The following is a 16,726-nucleotide window of genomic DNA, read 5'->3' as shown; positions in this document are numbered from 1 at the left end:
AGACGTCCCCGTCCGAGAAGGAGTCCTACGTTGTTCTTCATGCCGCCGGAGTGGCACCCGCACGAGCGCACCTGGATGTCCTGGCCGGTCCCCGGCTACACCCTCGACGCCGGGCCTGAGGCCGCGCACCGCGCCTGGTCCGCCGTGGCCAACACGATCGTCCGCTACGAGCCCGTCACGATGGTCGTCGATCCCGGCGAGCGGGAGTCCGCCGCCCGGTGGCTGGCGCCGGAGGTCGAGGTGATGGAACAGCCGCTGGACGACTGCTGGATGCGCGACAACGGCCCGACCTTCCTGGTGGACGGCGCCGGCGGCCTGGCCGGGGTCGACTGGACGTTCAACGGCTGGGGATGGAACGCCCACGCCAAGGACGACCTGGTGGCGGCGGCCGTCCTGGAGCGCGTGGGCGCGCGGCGGTTCCGCTCGGAGATGGTCAACGAGGGCGGCGGCATCCACGTCGACGGGGAGGGCACGGTCATCGTCACCGAGACCGTCCAGCTCGGAGAGAGGCGCAACCCCGGCTGGACCAGGGAGCGGGTGGAGGCCGAGCTGCGCGACCGGATCGGCGCGCGGAAGGTGATCTGGCTGCCGCGCGGCCTGACCGCCGACTACGGCCGGTACGGCACCGGCGGCCACGTGGACCTGCTGGCCTGCTTCGCCCGCCCCGGCCTGGTGCTCTGCCATGTCCAGCCCGACCCGGACCACCCCGACCACGAGGTGACCCGGGAGAACCTGCGGATCCTGCGGTCGGCGACCGACGCCCGGGGCCGGGCGCTGGAGGTCGTCGAGCTGCCCGCCCCGGAGACCCGCGAGGTGGACGGCGAGCCGGTCGACTACTCCTACATCAACCACTACCTGGCCAACGGCCTGGCCCTGCTGTGCTCGTTCGGCGATCCGCGCGACGCCGCGGCGGCGGAGGTGTTCGCCCGGCTCTTCCCCGGGCGTGCCATCGAGACCGTGGACGCCCGGCCCATCTTCGCCCTCGGCGGCGGAATCCACTGCATCACCCAGCAGCAACCGCGCCCGTGAGCCGTGGAACCTTCCAGGGGCCTTTTGTCCAGCGAGTGTCCTGATCCGGCCACCATAAGAAAAAGATCTTGTCAGCCTTGGCGATCAGTGCGAATACTTGCGGTTTGTTCTTGGTATCGAGGAAGGCCCCGCGCAATGAAACTCATCATTGTCCACAAGCCCGGCACAGTGGCGCTGACGGGGGCCGCGAGCCCCAAGCACGTAGGCTGACGCCGGAAAAATCCGAAAAAACGCGGAACCGGCGCCCAGAGATGGGTGCCGGTTCCCGGAGAACGCGCAGAGGAGAACGGTGAGCCGGGGACAGTCACCGCCGGAGAACACGCCCCTTCCTCCATTGCTCCTGCCCCCCGTCGACGCCGACCGGCGCCTGCGCGGGCCGTACACCGCCGGGGGCGCGATCGTCGCCGCGCTGGTGCCCGCCGCCCGGCCGGAGCTGGTCGCCCGCTACGACATCGAGCTGCGGGCCATGGCGCCCGACATGGGCGAGCTGATCCCGGAGAGGCGCCGGTCGCTCGCCGCCCACCTGCCGCGGGCCGAGCGGATCCTGGTCCACGCCCCCCGGCGCACGCTGCGGCTGGCCAACGGGTTCGCCGAGTTCGTCCGCGAGCACCTGGCGGAGACCGGGCCGCGCACCCTCGTGGTGGAGAACGTCCACCTGGCCGACCCCACCGACCGGGAACTGCTGGCGGTGCTGCGGCGGCGGATCGACCCCGGGTCGCTGGCCGTCATGACCGGCGAGCCCGCCGGATCCGCGGAGCCGGCCGGGCCCGCGAAGACCGCAGACGCCGCGGAGCCCGGGGAGCCCGGGGATCCCTGGAAGGCACTCACCCCCGCCGAGCACGACGCCCTCGCCGACGAGCTGGAGCGGGAGGGCACCGTCGGCGCCCGCCTCGGCGCGATCCCCTACCACCGCGAGCGCGGCACCGACCCGCGCCGGGCGGTGGAGGCGCTGCGGTTCGCGGTCCGGTGGTGCCTGGACGCCGGCTGCCACGACGCGGTGGCCGAACTGGGGACCCGCGCGCTGGCGCTGACCGACCCGGCCGCCGAGCCGGAGGTCTGGTGGCGCTTCCTGCACAGCACCGCGACCGCGCTCGGCGCGCTGAACCGCGAGGAGGAGGCCGAGGCCCTGTTCGACCGGGCCAGGCGCGAGAGCGTCTCCCCCGCCGTCCACGCCGCCGCCGCCTACTCCACCGCGATGCTCAAGGTCCGCCACCACGACCCGGCGCGCCGCGACCCGGAGGCCGCGCTGGCCTGGGTCAACCAGGCGATCGCCATCTCCACGCTGCTGCCCGACCCGCGCGAGCGGGCTTTCAAGCTCGGCTTCGACCTCAACGGCCGGGCCCTGGTGGAGGTACGGCTCGGCCGCCCGGCCAGGGCCCTGGAGCTGGTCCAGGAGGCCGTCGAGCTGGCCGGGCGAGACCTGGGAGCGGACGAGCACCCGATCCACCGGCTGGTGCTGCTGGCCAACCGGGCCCAGCTCGCCGTGATGCTGGGCCGTCCGGAGGAGGCGCTCGGGGACCTCGACGCGGTGATCGCGGCCGACCCCGGCTACCCCGACTACTACATCGACCGGGGCAACCTGCTGCACCGGCTGGGCCGGGAGGAGGAGGCGGTCGCCGACTACGAGACGGCGATGCGGGTCGGCCCGCCGTTCCCCGAGCCCTACTACAACCGGGCCGAGATCCGCTTCGCCGCCGGTGACCACCGCGGCGCCCTCGACGACCTGGACCACGCGCTGGAGCTGGACCCGGGGTTCGTGGACGCGCTGGCCAACCGGGCCGGGCTGCTGGCCGCGCTCGGCGAGTACGGCGGAGCCCGCGCCGACGTCGAGACCGGGCTCGCGATCGATCCGGGCAACCCGTACCTGCTGTGCGCGCTGGGGCAGGTCGAGGCGGCCGCGGGGCGGCCGGACCGGGCGCGGGCCGCGTTCGACGGCGCCCTGGAACGGGCGCCGTCGCTGGCGGCGGCGTGGGCCGGGCGGGGGGCTCTGGCGTTCGAGACCGGCGACCCCGCGGGCGCGGTCGCCGACTTCACCCGCGCGCTGGAGTCGGGGGACGACCCCGCGCTGCTGTACAACCGGGCGATGGCGCTGCGCGCCGCGGGCCGCGCCGGGGAGGCGTCCGCCGACCTGCGGCGCGCCCTCGAACTGGCGCCGGACGACGAGGACGTCCGCCGGGAGCTGGAGGACTGACGGCCCGGCATGGGCCACAGCCCGTCACGGACCGGCCTGTCACGGACCGGCCTGTCACGGTGGGGCCGGGCCGTGCCGGCCTGCGGCGGTCAGGCGAGCGTGCCGCCGAGGTAGCGTTCGGCCAGCTCGCAGGTCCCCCGGGTGTAGCCCGCGCCCAGCTCGGCGGCGATGTCCACGCCGGAGTGGGTGCCGATCCAGGCGACCAGCAGCAGGCGGCGGAACATGACGAAGGTCCAGGTCTCCGCCTCGTCCTCGGCCGGCAGGCGCAGCACGTCCCGGTAGCCGCGCAGCCAGGAGGCGATCAGCTCGGGGACCAGCGGGTCGTGCTCGATGAAGCTCAGCGCGGCGGCCAGGTCGTACAGGTACCAGCCGAAGCCGCAGTCGTCGAAGTCGATGACGCTGGGCGGCCCGTCGCCGGTCACCAGCAGGTTGGCCAGGCGCAGGTCGGCGTGGATCAGGCCGTAGCGGTCCGGGTCCCGGCCGAACCGGCGCAGCCTGCGGCGCAGCTCCGCGTCGAGCCGTCCCAGCACGGCGCGCGCCTCGGCGTCCACGCCGGGGCCGTCCTGCCAGCGGCCCCAGCGCGACCCGGCGCCCAGCGCGGCGGCGTGGTCCCAGTGGAAGCGGGTGAAGCCCGCCGGGCGCCGCCAGGCGCGCGCGTGCCGGTGCATCCGCGCGGTGACCGCGCCGAGCCGCCCGAACCCGGGCACCAGGCGGTCCCGGGGCGGCTCGGCGCCGGGCAGGAACTCGAACCGCACGCAGGCGCGGGGCGGCGCGCCGGGGACGGTCAGCACCCGGGAGCCGTCGGGGGCGGGCAGCACCCGGGGGGTGCGGACCCCCGCCTCCTCGCGGAGCGCCTCCAGCCAGGCCAGCTCGGAGCGGATCGCCGCGACGGAGTGGTAGCCGGATCGGTGCACCCGCAGGATCGACCGCTCCCCGGTGTCCGGGTCGTCCAGCCGGAAGGTGGCGTTCTCCGACACGTTGATCAGCGTGACCCCGGCGCGGGGCATCCCGTGGAGCCGCGCCGCCTCGCGGGCGGCCCGGTGCGCGGCGGCCAGCGCCCCGTCGCCGGCCGACAGGTCGTGGACCCGCTCCGGCCGGTCCGGGTACGGCGGGCGGCCGTCGTGCATGGATCCTCCGTAGGTCCTGTTCTGTGGATCTTTCGCCTACCGCGGTCGCCCAGGCGGCCCCTCGCCACGGCGAAGATCCACGAAACAGGACCTGGCGGTGCGCGGGAGCCGCGCTGCGAAGGCTTCGGATCCCGTATGGGATCTTGCACCGCCGGGCGGTGGCGGATACAAACCGAATTGTCCCGCAAAAGGGTGCCACGGCCGAAGGAGCCCGGTGAACATCGAACTCGCGCTGCGGATGTGTGAGGCGTCGGTTCGGCAGGCGGGGCGTGAGGGCGCCCTCGTCTCGGTGGCCGTGGTGGACGCGGGCGGCCACCTGGTGGCCTTCCAGCGCATGGACGGGGCGGAGATCGCCGGGGTGACGCTGGCCCCGGGCAAGGCGTACACCGCGGTGGCCCACCGGATGACCACCGCCGACCTGGCCCGCCTGGTCCGGCCCGGCGGGGAGCTGTACGGCCTCCCCGGGGACAGGTACGTCTGCTTCGGCGGCGGCGTGCCGCTGCGCCACCCCGGCGAGGAGCGGCGGGTGGCCGGGGCGGTCGGCGTCAGCGGAGGCACCGTCGCCCAGGACGTGGCGTGCGCCGAGGCCGCCGCCGCGCTCTGGGAGGACACCCCCCTGTTCCGAAAAAGGGATATATAGCCATTAATAGCTTCCAGGGCTTTTTAGGAAACTGATTAGCGATACAAGCGGAAGCCCTTTATGTCGTCTCACTTTTGTCATTAGATTAACTCTCACGCACTGCCCCTGACGAATAGCCGGGTAAGCCCCGGATCGGCCGTCCGTCCGGAACGGACGGCGGCGGGCGCAGAGGCCGCCGCCTCCGGACGGCCCGGCCCGGGAAAAGTCACGGGAGAACGGCCGTATTCCGCGCGCCTTCCCCGCTCATCCGCTGATGCGGCGCGAAGCCGCCATTCAGCCATGCGCTAATTCCTCGGGAGGAATCGTGCGGTACTCACCACGACGCGCGCTGCTGGCAGCCGCCCTGAGCACCATGGGCGCCTTCGCCACGGTGTCCGGCGCCGCCGCGGCGGCACAGGACGACACCCGTTCCGGCGCCGCTCCCGCGCCCGGCGGGGCGTACTGTCTGCCCGCGACCGGCCGGCCGGCGCCGGCGGGCGGGACGGCCGCTTCGGCCCCCGGCGTCCCGTGCGCGGACCCGGTCGCGGCTCCGCGCTCCGGACCGGCCACGGACACCATGTCCCCGGCCTCGGTCCCGGCCGTCCCGCCCGGCGCCCCGGCCGGGGCGGCCGCGCCGCGGGCGGACCGGGCTCCGGTGACCGTGCCGGCGCCGCGGACGGACGCCGTCCAGGCCCCACCGGCCGTCGCCGGCGCGAACGCCGCCGGCACCGGCACCTGGCCCGTACCGCCGCCCCACACCAGGCCCGGCGTCAGGCCCGGACCGCCGCCCGGACCACCGCCGGGCCCGCAGCCGCGACAGCTCTGTGGCCCGCCGTACATCGCCGACAAGCCGGAACTGGGGCCGGTGTACCTGCCCAGGAGAGGGCTGCTCGGCAGCATCCTGCGCGGCTACACCCCGCTGGGCGGGCTGCCGCCGTGGAAGTTCCTCTACCGCTACCAGGACGAGACGACCGGGTTCTACCGCTACCCACCGTACTTCGGCTTCGCCACCTCCGGCGGCTGGCCCAACGGCAGGCCGCTGGTCACGACCGTGACGCTGCCCGTGGGCCGGAAGCTCGACCGCTTCGGCGGCGAGGGCGGCTCGTTCCTCGCGCCCTTCGGCGGCTCCTACGTCGGGCGCGCGCTGCCCCCGAGCAACCTCAACACCTTCCCGGCGGCGCCGGAGTACCCGTGCAGCTACCACGCCTACCAGGTGCTGAAGGCGTTCCGGGTGGACGCGGGCCCGGCGGCCCCGGCGTTCCAGCTGCGGGGCGGGGGGATCCAGTACCACCTGCTCAGCAAGTACATCCCCGAGGCGCCGCAGGACCCTGCGGAGCTGCCGGTGAGCTGGCTGGTCGCCAACGGCTACCTGGAGCGGATCTACGTGCCGGCGTGACCCGGGGCCGCGAAACCGGATGAGACGGCGCGGCCGGACCGGGTGAGACCGGTCATGCGGGGCCGGATGAGGCGGAACCACGTCGGGCCGCCAGGACCGGAGCCCCGGCCGCGGCGTCAGGAACGCAGGTAGGCCAGCACCGCCAGGACGCGGCGATGCTGGTCACCGTCCTCGGCGTACAGGCCGAGCTTGGCGAAGATGTTGCGGATGTGCTTCTCCACCGCCCCCTCGCTGATCACGAGGTGCCGTCCGATGGCGGGGTTGGATCTCCCCTCCGCCATCAGGGACAGCACCTCGCGCTCGCGGGGGGTGAGGGAGCCGAGCGGGTCGTCGCGGCGGCGCCGTACCATCAGCTGGGACACCACCTGCGGGTCGAAGACCGTTCCGCCGGACGCCACCGCGCGCAGGCCGCCCATGAAGTCGTCCACGTCCACGACGCGGTCCTTGAGCAGGTATCCCACCGCTCCCCTGGCGTCGGCGAGCAGGTCGTCGGCGTAGGACACCTCGACGTACTGCGACAGGATCAGCACCGGCGCGCCGGGCACCCGGCGGCGGGCCTCGACCGCCGCCCGCAGCCCCTCGTCGGTGAAGCCGGGCGGCATCCGGACGTCCACCACCGAGACGTCCGGCCGGTGCTCGGCGACGGCCCGCACGAGGGCGTCGCCGTCCCCCACCGCGGCGACGACCTCGCAGCCGAACTCCTCCAGCAGCCGGATCAGGCCCTCCCTGATGAGCACCGCGTCATCGGCCACCACTACCCGCACGGAACCTCCGCCACGATCACCGTCGGCCCGCCCACCGGTGAGTCCACCGTCAGTTCCCCGTCCACCGCCCTCAGGCGGTCGGCGAGGCCGGACAGGCCGTGCCCCTTGGCGACGTGTGCGCCGCCCACCCCATCATCCCCGATCGTGAGCATCAGGACGCCGCCGGTCCGCGCCAGCGTGACCGAGCACACCGTGGCGTGGCTGTGCTTGGCGGCGTTGGCCAGGGACTCGGCGACCACGAAGTAGACGGTGTTCTCGATGGCGGCGGCGAAGCGCCCGGTCACCTGGACGTCCAGCTCGACGGGGATCGTGCAGCGGCCGGCCAGCGCCGCCAGCGCCGGGGCCAGACCCCGGTCGGTGAGGATCGGCGGCGCGATGCCGCGCGACAGGGCGCGCAGCTCGTCGAGGGTCTCGCGGGTGGAGGTGATGGCCTGGCCGAGCATCTGCTCGACCGCCTGGGGGTCGCGCCTGAGCTGGCGCTGTGCCCGGGACAGGTCCATGGCCAGGGAGACCAGGCGCTGCTGCGGCCCGTCGTGGATGTCGCGCTCCAGCCGCCGCAGCGCGTTGGCCTCCGCCGACACCGCCGCGGCCCGCCCCTCGGCCAGGTCGTCGATGCGCTCGTGCAGTTCGGCGACGCTGACCAGCATCGCCCGGCCCAGCCCGGCCCGGACCAGCGCGCAGCCGCGCAGGACGAGCGGCAGGGTGAGGGCGAACAGCACGCCGATGCCGGTGTTGAACGCCACCTCCAGCCAGATGGCGTCGCCCAGCCCGAGCAGGTAGGGCAGTCCCTCGTTGCCCGGGATGGCGGCGATGACCCACCCGTAGATCGGATAGGTCAGGCCGAGGATGGTCCCGGCCCACCAGGTCACCGTGAAGACGAAGGTCACGATCGCGATGGGGAAGGACACGATGCCGTAGAGCAGGTCCAGCCATGACTGCCCGCTGGTCAGCGGGTTGACGATCCGGCGGAGCCGCCCGGCGCCCTCCGGGGCGGGCCGGTAGCGGGGCCGGGCCAGCGGGCGGCCGAGCACCTCCGGCAGCATCCTCCGCTCGGTGTCGGCCAGCCCGCGCGCCGCCAGCAGCGTCGTGGCGAGGATCGGCACGCCGATCCACACCACCGCGGTGCCCACCCCCGCGGCGAAGCCCGCGACCATGAGGGAGAAGAAGACGATCGAAATGGGGAAGCCGGCGAGCAGGTAGCGGGTGTCGGCGCCGGCCCGGCGCAGGAGCGGTCTCATACGGCCAACGGTAGGTGCGGGGGGCATGGCCGATCGAGCCGGTGTGCAGGTGTACGGGGGTGGGGCCTGCCCTACCCCCGGCGCGGAGGCGGCCCGCACCCGAAGACTGCTGCGGGCGTCACTGCGCCGGGCGGGGGCCGCGCGGGAGGGTCGGGACATCCCCTTTTCGAGGAATCGAGGCCCTCCCTTGACCGCCGTGATCCCCCTCCTCGCGGGCCGTACGGCGCCGCGGACCGCCCCGGCGACGGCACCCGCGGCCGCGCCGGTGACCGCGCCGGCCGGTCGTCCCGCACCCGGTCCGGTGCCGCCCCGGCGCACGGCGTCCGGGCCGCCGCCCGGTCGCCCCGCGCCCGGCGCGGAGCCCGGCCGCGACCTGTTCGTCGACGTGCTGCGCCTGCTCGGCATGGCGCTGGTGGTGCTGCAGCACTGGAGCATGCCGGTGCTGTCCTTCGGCGACGGCAGGATCACCACCGGCAACGCGCTCGCGTCCGGGAACATGTGGCTGGTCACCTGGGTCAGCCAGGTCATGCCGCTGATCTTCTTCGCCGGGGGCGCGGCCGGTGCGATCTCCTTCGGCCGCGCGGCGCGGCGCGGTCTTCCGGCCCCCGCCTGGGTCGCCGCCCGGCTGCGCCGCCTGGTCCTGCCGGTGGTGCCGCTGGCCGCGGTCTGGCTGCCGCTGCCCCACCTGCTGCTCGCGATGGGCCTGCCGGAGCAGCCGGTGCTGACGGCCGCGCGGCTGGCCGGGCAGCTGCTGTGGTTCCTGGCGGTGTACGTGGCCGTGGTGGCGCTGACCCCGCTGCTGGTCAGGCTGGACGCGGCGTACGGGCTCCGGGTGCCCGCGGCGATGGCGGCGGGGGCCGTCGTGGTGGACCTCGTGCGCTTCGCCGGCGGCCTGGAGGCGGCCGGGTACCTCAACATCGCGTTCGTCTGGCCCGCGATCCACCAGCTCGGCCTGCGGTACGCCGCGGGCCGCCCGCGCCGCCCCTGGCTGATCGCCCTGGCCGGGTACGGCGCGGCCGCGGTGCTGGTGGCCGCCGGCCCCTACCCCGGCAGCATGATCGGGATGCCGGGCGCGGCCGTCTCCAACATGGCGCCGCCCACCCTCGCGCTGCTGGCGGTGGGCGCCGGGCAGGTCGGCCTGACCCTGGCCCTGCGTCCCTGCGCGATGGCGTTCGCCCGCCTCCCCGCGGTGTCCAGGGTGCTCGCCTGGACCGGCCCGCGGATGATGACGGTCTACCTGTGGCACATGAGCGCCCTGTGCGTCGTCACGGCGATGGTCGTGGTGGGCCTGGGGATCTCCACCCCGGAGCCGGGCGGCCCGGCCTGGCTGGCGGGCTGGCCCCACTGGCTGCTGCTGCTCGTCCTGGCGCTGTGGCCGCTGCTGCGCGCCTTCTCCCGGTTCGAGACGCCCCGGCCGGCCACGCCGTACACCGGGGGGACGGTCCGGATCGCGGTGGCGGCGGGGCTGGCCACCGCGGGCCTGCTCCTGTTCACCGCGTTCGGCTTCGTGCCGGGACCGGCGCCGCTGGCCGGCGCGGGGCTGCTGCTCTCGGCGCTGCTGCTCGGCCGTACGGCCGCGCCCGCCCGGCGGAACGCGGCGCCCGCCCCCGGGACCCGGCGGTGATCCGCGGGGCCCGTACGGCCGGCGTTCCCGCCGAAACGTGACCCGATCCGCCCCCCGCTGGTCCGACCACCGCCGGTTCTTCGGCAGTATTGAACCGTGAGCCTTGTAGATCGCCTGCCAGAAGAGATCGACGCCGACCCCGACACCATCTTCGACGCGTTCGTCGCGTGGAACTCCGAGCGGGGGCTCACCCTCTATCCCGCCCAGGAGGAGGCGCTGATCGAGGTCGTCTCCGGGAACAACCTGATCCTGGCCACGCCCACCGGGTCGGGCAAGAGCCTGGTGGCGGCCGGCGCCCACTTCACCGCCCTCACCCGGGACGTGCGCACCTTCTACACCGCGCCGATCAAGGCGCTGGTGTCGGAGAAGTTCTTCGACCTGTGCGCGGTGTTCGGCACCGAGAACGTCGGCATGATGACCGGCGACGCGAGCGTCAACCCGGGCGCGCCGATCATCTGCTGCACCGCGGAGATCCTCGCCAACGTCGCGCTGCGCGACGGCGCGGCGGCCGACATCGGCCAGGTCGTGATGGACGAGTTCCACTTCTACGCCGAGCCCGACCGGGGCTGGGCCTGGCAGGTGCCGCTGCTGGAGCTGCCGCACGTGCAGTTCATCCTGATGTCGGCGACGCTGGGCGACGTCAGCATGTTCGAGGAGGACCTCACCCGGCGCACCGGCAGGCCCACCGCGGTCGTCAAGAACGCCGAGCGGCCGGTCCCGCTGGTGTACTCCTACCGCCTCACCCCCCTGCACGAGACGCTGGAGGAGATGCTCGCGACCGGCCAGGCCCCGGTCTACGTCGTCCACTTCACCCAGGCCTCGGCCATGGAGCGGGCGCAGGCGCTGATGAGCATCAACATGTGCTCCAAGGCCGAGAAGGAGGCCATCGCCGCGCTGATCGGCAACTTCCGCTTCACCACCCGCTTCGGCCGCGCCCTGTCCCGCCTGGTACGGCACGGCATCGGCGTCCACCACGCCGGGATGCTGCCGAAGTACCGCCGGCTGGTGGAGCGGCTCGCCCAGGCGGGCATGCTGAAGGTCATCTGCGGCACCGACACCCTCGGCGTCGGCGTCAACGTGCCGATCAGGACCGTGCTGTTCACCGCGCTGAGCAAGTACGACGGCACGAAGGTGCGCCGGCTGCGCGCCCGGGAGTTCCACCAGATCGCCGGGCGGGCCGGCCGGGCGGGCTTCGACACGATCGGCTACGTCGTCTGCCAGGCCCCCGAGCACGTCATCGAGAACGAGAAGGCGCTGGCCAAGATCGGCGACGACCCGAAGAGGCGGCGCGGCTACGCCCGCAAGAAGCCGCCGGAGGGCTTCGTCGGCTGGAGCGAGGAGACGTTCGAGAAGCTCCAGCAGGCCGAGCCGGAGCCGCTCGGCTCCCGTTTCAAGGTCACCAACGCGATGCTGCTCGCGGTGATCAACCGCCCCGGCGACTGCTTCGCGGCGATGAAGCACCTGCTCACCGACAACCACGAGGACCGCAGGTGGCAGCGGCGGCACATCAGCCAGGCCATCGCGATCTACCGGTCGCTGCTGGCCGGCGGCGTGGTCGAGCAGTTCGCCGAGCCCGACGAGCAGGGCCGCCGGGCGCGTCTGACCGTCGACCTGCAGGAGGACTTCGCGCTGAACCAGGCGCTGTCCACCTTCGCGCTGGCCGCCCTCGACCTGCTGGACCTCGAGTCGCCGACCTACGCGCTGGAGGCGGTCTCGGTCATCGAGTCCATCCTCGACGACCCCCGCCAGATCCTGTCGGCGCAGCTCAACAAGGCCCGCGGCGAGGCCGTGGCGCAGATGAAGGCCGACGGCATCGAGTACGAGGAGCGGATGGAGCTGCTCGCCGAGATCACCCACCCGATGCCGCTGGCCGACGAGCTGCTGGGCGCCTACGAGACCTACCGCCGGGGCCACCCCTGGGTCGGCGACTACACGGTCAGCCCGAAGAGCGTCGTGCGCGACATGTACGAGCGGGCGATGACCTTCTCCGACTACGTGCAGTTCTACGACCTGTCCCGCTCCGAGGGCACGATCCTGCGCTACCTCGCCGACGCCTACCGCACGCTGTCACGGACCATCCCCGAGCACCTCAAGACCGAGGACCTCGTCGACCTCATCGAGTGGCTGGGCGAGCTGGTCCGCCAGGTCGACTCCAGCCTGATCGACGAGTGGGAGAAGCTGGCCAACCCCACCACCGAGGAGGGCGCGGAGCAGGAGATCGAGACGAAGCCGCGGCCGGTCACCGCCAACCCGCGCGCGTTCCGGGTGCTGGTCCGCAACGCGATGTTCCGCCTGGTCGAGCTGGTCGCCCTGGAGAAGGAGGAGGAGCTGGCCGAGCTCGCCCCCGACGTCGACTGGCCGGCCGCCCTCGACGCCTACTACGACGACCACGAGGAGGTCGGCACCGGCCCCGACGCCCGCGGCCCGGCGCTGCTGCGCATCGAGGAGGAGAAGGAGCTGTGGCGGGTCCGCCAGGTCATCGCCGACCCGGCGGGCGACGGCGACTGGGGCATCGACGCCCAGGTGGACCTCGCCGCCTCCGACGAGGAGGGCCGCGCCGTCGTCCACGTCACCGGCCTCAACCGGCTCTGACCCGGCCCTGATCGTCTCCGGTGGCCGGTCCCGGTCCTCCGCGTGGGTCCTCCGGCCGTTCCGGGGCGGCCGGAAACACCCGGCGGGGCCGAGAGAATAGGGGCATGAGTGACGACGCGATCAGGCAGGTGCTGGGCCTGCTCTACCAGGAGGACACGCTGCGGACGCTGGCGGCGCTGACGCTGAACGGCGAACCCGAGGATTCGGGACTCGGCAAGGAGGCGTTACGCCGGGCGCTGGACCGGCTGGAACGCGGGGGCCTGGCCGTACGGGACGACGACGGCCGGTGGACGGTGCGCAGGGAGCGGTTCCGCGAGCTGCTGCACACCACGGCCAGGCCCGCCGAGCCGTCCTCCCCCGAGGAGAAGGTGCTGCGGTCGTTCCTGGTGGACGGGCGGCTGCGGGCGATCCCCACCAAGCGCGACAAGCAGATCATCGTGCTCGACTACATCGCCCAGGTCTTCGAGCCGGGGGTCCGCTACCCGGAGAAGGAGGTGGACGTCGCGCTGCGCGCCTTCCACGACGACTTCGCGGCGCTGCGCCGCTACCTGGTCGACGAGGGGATGCTGGGCAGGGAGAACAACGTCTACTGGCGCACCGGCGGCTCGGTCGAGCCCTGAGCGGCGTCCGGCGGCTCCGCCGTACGGCCGGCCGGTCCCCGCACCCGGCCGGTCACGCCTCCTCCGCGGAGGCTCGCACCCCGGCCGGGTCCTGCGGGGGCGTCCCCGCCTCCGCAGGACCCGGCCCGCAGGGCCCGTCCCCGCCGGACCCGTCCCCGCCGGACCCCGCGGGGACGCGCAGCCGGTCGGCCAGCCGCCGCATCCGGCCGATGAGCTCGGGCGGCTCGTGAACGGTGAAGTCCAGGTCCAGCAGGCCGATGACCAGGGCCAGCCACTCCAGTGAGTCGCCCCCGGTGCGCAGCAGGCAGCTGTGCTCGTCGATCGCCTCCAGCCGTACGTGCTCGGAGGGCCACATCCGCTCGGCGGCGACGGCCAGGGGCGCGTACAGGGTGACCACCGCCCGGTGGCGGCTGATCGGCGCGACGACGGAACGCTCGACGTAACCCTCGGGCGGCTCCCGCGGGGTGAAGCGGACGCCGACCGCCCGCGCGCCGCTCATCCGGTCCACCCGGAAGGTCCGCCAGTCCTCCCGCCCGGCGTCCCAGGCGACGAGGTACCAGCGCCGCCCGGTGGACACCAGCCGGTACGGCTCGGCCAGGCGGGCGCTCTCGGCGCCGTCGCGGCCCCGGTAGCCGAAGCGCAGGCGCTCGCGGTCCCGGGCGGCCTGCGCCAGGACGGCGAGGGTCTCGGCGTCGACGGTCGGCCAGGGACGGGGCAGCGCGCCGGGCAGCGCCACGGTCTGGGTGTGCAGGGCGGCGACCCGGCGGCGCAGCCGGGAGGGCAGCACCTGCTCCAGCTTGGCCAGGGCGCGGGCCGAGGTCTCCTCGATCCCGGCCACCGTACCGGCCGCCGCGGTCCGCAGGCCCACCGCGATGGCCACCGCCTCCTCGTCGTCGAGCAGCAGCGGCGGCATCGCGGTCCCGGCCTCCAGCCGATACCCCCCGGCGGGGCCGCTGACGGAGCGGACCGGATACCCCAGCTCCCGCAGCCGGTCCACGTCGCGGCGCAGCGTGCGCGGGCTGACCCCGAGCCGCCCGGCGAGCTCGGCCCCGGGCCACTCCCGGTGCGCCTGGAGCAGTGACAGCAGCCGGAGCGTCCGTCCCGTGGTGTCGCTCATGCCTCCACGATCCCACCGATCGCGGCCGGAATCTGACCGCGACCCCTCGTAGCGTCGTCCGCATGAGTCACATCGAGATCACCGGCGCCCGGCAGAACAACCTGCGGAACGTCTCCCTGAAGATCCCGAAGCAGCGGATCACGGTCTTCACCGGCGTCTCGGGGTCGGGCAAGTCGTCTCTCGTGTTCGGCACGATCGCCGCGGAGTCGCAGCGGCAGCTCAACGAGACCTTCCCCGCGTTCGTCCGCAACCGCCTGCCGAAGTACGGCAGGCCGGACGCCGACCACATCGAGGGCCTGTCGGCCGCCGTCGTCATCGGCCAGCAGCGCATCGGCGGCAGCTCCCGCTCCACCGTCGGAACGGTCACCGACATCCACCCCCTGCTGCGCCTGCTGTACTCCCGGATCGGCACGCCGCCCGCGGGCTACTCCAACGCGTTCTCCTTCAACGACCCGGCCGGGATGTGCCCGGAGTGCGAGGGCGTCGGCCGGAAGGTGGCGCTGGACCTCGACCGGGCGCTGGACCGGACGAGGTCCCTCAACGAGGGCGCGATCCTCCTGCCGGGCTTCGGAGTCGGCACGTGGTACTGGAAGACCTACACCGCCTCCGGCCTGTTCGACAACGACAGGCCGCTGACCGGCTACACCCCCGAGGAGTGGGACCGGTTCCTGTACGGCGGCGGGACGACGGTCTCCATGGAGATGCGGAGCGGCACGGCCCCGCAGAGGTTCGAGGGACTGGTCGTCAAGTTCGACCGCCTCTACGTCAACCGGGACGGGGAGCAGACCTCCAGGCGGGAGGAGGTGATGGCGTTCACCTCCTCCCGGCCGTGCCCGGCGTGCCGGGGCGCCCGGCTCAACCCGGCGGCGCTGGCCTGCCGGATCGACGGCCGCAACATCGCCGAGCTGTCCGCGATGGAGGTCCGCCACCTCGCCGGGGTCATCGAGAGGATCGACGGCCCCGTCGCGGCGGCGGTGGTCCCGCCCCTTCTGGACCGGCTGCGGCACATGGCCGGCATCGGTCTGGGCTACCTCACCCTGGACCGGCCCACCGCGACCCTCTCCGGCGGGGAGTCGCAGCGGATCAAGATGGTCAAGCACCTCGGAAGCAGCCTCACCGACATGACGTACGTCTTCGACGAGCCCACCATCGGGCTGCACCCGCGCGACGTGGCGAACATGAGCGCGTTGCTGCGCGCGCTGCGGGACAAGGGCAACACCGTCCTCGTCGTGGAGCACGACCGCGACGTCATCGAGATCGCCGACCACGTGGTGGACGTCGGCCCGCGCGCGGGGACGCACGGCGGCGAGATCGTCTACGAGGGCGGCGTCACGGGCCTGCGCGAGGCGGACACCGTCACCGGACGGCACCTGCGCCGCGTCCGGCCGCTCAAGGAGAGGTTCCGCGCGCCGACCGGCGAGCTGACCGTCACCGGCGCGAACGTGAACAACCTGAGGGACGTCACCGTCTCCTTCCCCGCCGGGGTGCTCACCGTCGTCACCGGCGTCGCCGGGTCCGGCAAGAGCAGCCTGGTCAACGAGGCGTTCCTGACCGCGCACCCGAAGGCGGTGGTCGTCGACCAGTCCGCGGTCGGCACGTCGGTCCGCTCCACCCCGGCCACCTACACCGGTCTGATGACCGAGATCCGCAGGCTGTTCGCCGCCGCGAACGGGGTGAGCCCGGCGCTGTTCAGCTTCAACTCCGAAGGCGCCTGCCCGGCGTGCCGGGGCCTCGGCGTCGTCCACGTCGACCTGGCGTTCATGGACGGCGTCACGTCGGTGTGCGAGACCTGCCACGGGCGGCGCTTCCAGGAGGAGGTGCTGCGGCACACCCTGCGCGGCAGGTCGATCTCGGACGTGCTGGAGATGACGGTGAGCGAGGCCGCGGGGTTCCTCACCGAGCCGAAGCCGCGGCGGGTGCTGCGCTCGGTCGAGGAGGTCGGGCTGGGCCACCTCACGCTCGGCCGGCCGCTCAGCACCCTGTCCGGCGGCGAGTGCCAGCGGATCAAACTCGCCGGGGAACTCAGCAGGAGCGGCGGTGTCTACGTGATGGACGAGCCCACCACCGGCCTGCACATGGCGGACGTGGACCGGCTGATCGGAATCGTCGACGGGCTGGTGGACGCGGGCAACACGGTCATCGTCATCGAGCACGACCTCGACGTGGTCAAGAGCGCCGACTGGGTCGTCGACCTCGGGCCCGGCGGCGGCGACCAGGGCGGCGCCGTCGTGTTCGAGGGCACGCCCCGGGCGCTGCTGGAGGCGACCGGCTCCGTCACCGCGGAGGAGCTGCGCCGCGACCTGGCCCGATCGCGCTGACGCGCCGCCGCCCGCGGGTGCGGGCCGTACACCGGACCGGCCGGCCCGCCGTACCGCGAGCCGCCCGCCGTGGGTACGGCCCGCCGTACCG

12 protein-coding genes are annotated in these 16,726 nt (G+C 73.8%); 8 read left to right on the top strand and 4 right to left on the bottom strand.

What is annotated here, in order from left to right:
• The first annotated feature begins 39 nt into the window (after positions 1-39).
• Entirely contained in the window at positions 40-1,029 is a 990-nt protein-coding gene (locus ACZ6W9_RS09035; RefSeq protein WP_470117199.1) for an agmatine deiminase family protein, read from the top strand.
• Between the two features lie 334 nt (positions 1,030-1,363).
• Positions 1,364-3,220 (top strand): tetratricopeptide repeat protein, encoded by a 1,857-nt coding sequence (locus tag ACZ6W9_RS09030; protein WP_470117112.1) that lies wholly within the window; start codon positions 1,364-1,366, stop codon positions 3,218-3,220.
• An 89-nt stretch (positions 3,221-3,309) separates the two neighbouring features.
• Here ACZ6W9_RS09030 and ACZ6W9_RS09025 read toward each other — a convergent pair whose 3' ends face one another.
• Positions 3,310-4,347 (bottom strand): phosphotransferase enzyme family protein, encoded by a 1,038-nt coding sequence (locus tag ACZ6W9_RS09025; RefSeq protein WP_470117110.1) that lies wholly within the window; start codon positions 4,345-4,347, stop codon positions 3,310-3,312.
• Positions 4,348-4,561: 214 nt separating this feature from the next.
• Between ACZ6W9_RS09025 and ACZ6W9_RS09020 the strand changes: the two genes are divergently transcribed.
• Both ACZ6W9_RS09020 and ACZ6W9_RS09015 read left to right on the top strand, forming a co-directional pair.
• The gene (locus ACZ6W9_RS09020) at positions 4,562-4,987 is read left to right on the top strand and encodes a GlcG/HbpS family heme-binding protein (protein WP_389969551.1); all 426 of its coding nucleotides are present in this window, start codon (positions 4,562-4,564) and stop codon (positions 4,985-4,987) included.
• Positions 4,988-5,291: 304 nt separating this feature from the next.
• Positions 5,292-6,362 carry a TNT domain-containing protein gene (locus ACZ6W9_RS09015; RefSeq protein WP_470117108.1) on the top strand — a complete coding sequence of 357 codons (1,071 nt, stop codon included), beginning with the start codon at positions 5,292-5,294 and terminating at the stop codon, positions 6,360-6,362.
• Between the two features lie 116 nt (positions 6,363-6,478).
• Here ACZ6W9_RS09015 and ACZ6W9_RS09010 read toward each other — a convergent pair whose 3' ends face one another.
• Together ACZ6W9_RS09010 and ACZ6W9_RS09005 are read right to left on the bottom strand one after the other, a co-directional pair.
• Positions 6,479-7,126: a response regulator transcription factor gene (locus ACZ6W9_RS09010; protein WP_470117106.1), complete on the bottom strand. Its 648-nt coding sequence runs from the start codon at positions 7,124-7,126 to the stop codon at positions 6,479-6,481.
• Positions 7,117-8,364 carry a sensor histidine kinase gene (locus ACZ6W9_RS09005; RefSeq protein ID WP_389969547.1) on the bottom strand — a complete coding sequence of 416 codons (1,248 nt, stop codon included), beginning with the start codon at positions 8,362-8,364 and terminating at the stop codon, positions 7,117-7,119. The genes ACZ6W9_RS09010 and ACZ6W9_RS09005 overlap by 10 nt, the downstream gene beginning before the upstream one ends.
• A gap of 196 nt (positions 8,365-8,560) precedes the next feature.
• Between ACZ6W9_RS09005 and ACZ6W9_RS09000 the strand changes: the two genes are divergently transcribed.
• From ACZ6W9_RS09000 to ACZ6W9_RS08990, 3 genes are all read left to right on the top strand, one after another.
• Positions 8,561-9,988: an acyltransferase family protein gene (locus ACZ6W9_RS09000; RefSeq protein ID WP_389969586.1), complete on the top strand. Its 1,428-nt coding sequence runs from the start codon at positions 8,561-8,563 to the stop codon at positions 9,986-9,988.
• A gap of 96 nt (positions 9,989-10,084) precedes the next feature.
• The gene (locus ACZ6W9_RS08995; RefSeq protein ID WP_389969545.1) at positions 10,085-12,580 is read left to right on the top strand and encodes a DEAD/DEAH box helicase; all 2,496 of its coding nucleotides are present in this window, start codon (positions 10,085-10,087) and stop codon (positions 12,578-12,580) included.
• A 104-nt stretch (positions 12,581-12,684) separates the two neighbouring features.
• Positions 12,685-13,200 (top strand): DUF2087 domain-containing protein, encoded by a 516-nt coding sequence (locus tag ACZ6W9_RS08990; protein WP_362934049.1) that lies wholly within the window; start codon positions 12,685-12,687, stop codon positions 13,198-13,200.
• Positions 13,201-13,252: 52 nt separating this feature from the next.
• On the opposite strand, the gene ACZ6W9_RS08985 is transcribed toward ACZ6W9_RS08990, so the two are convergent.
• Positions 13,253-14,317 carry a helix-turn-helix transcriptional regulator gene (locus ACZ6W9_RS08985; RefSeq protein ID WP_389969543.1) on the bottom strand — a complete coding sequence of 355 codons (1,065 nt, stop codon included), beginning with the start codon at positions 14,315-14,317 and terminating at the stop codon, positions 13,253-13,255.
• Positions 14,318-14,379: 62 nt separating this feature from the next.
• On the opposite strand from ACZ6W9_RS08985, the gene ACZ6W9_RS08980 reads away from it, so the two are divergent.
• Positions 14,380-16,635, top strand: a complete 2,256-nt coding sequence (locus ACZ6W9_RS08980; RefSeq protein WP_389969541.1) for an ATP-binding cassette domain-containing protein — start codon at positions 14,380-14,382, stop codon at positions 16,633-16,635.
• Positions 16,636-16,726 lie beyond the last annotated feature (91 nt).

This window comes from Streptosporangium sp. NPDC053982, assembly GCF_055585205.1.
The sequence above is the reverse complement of the archived record's forward strand: the minus strand, read 5'-3'. Positions and strand labels throughout refer to the sequence as shown.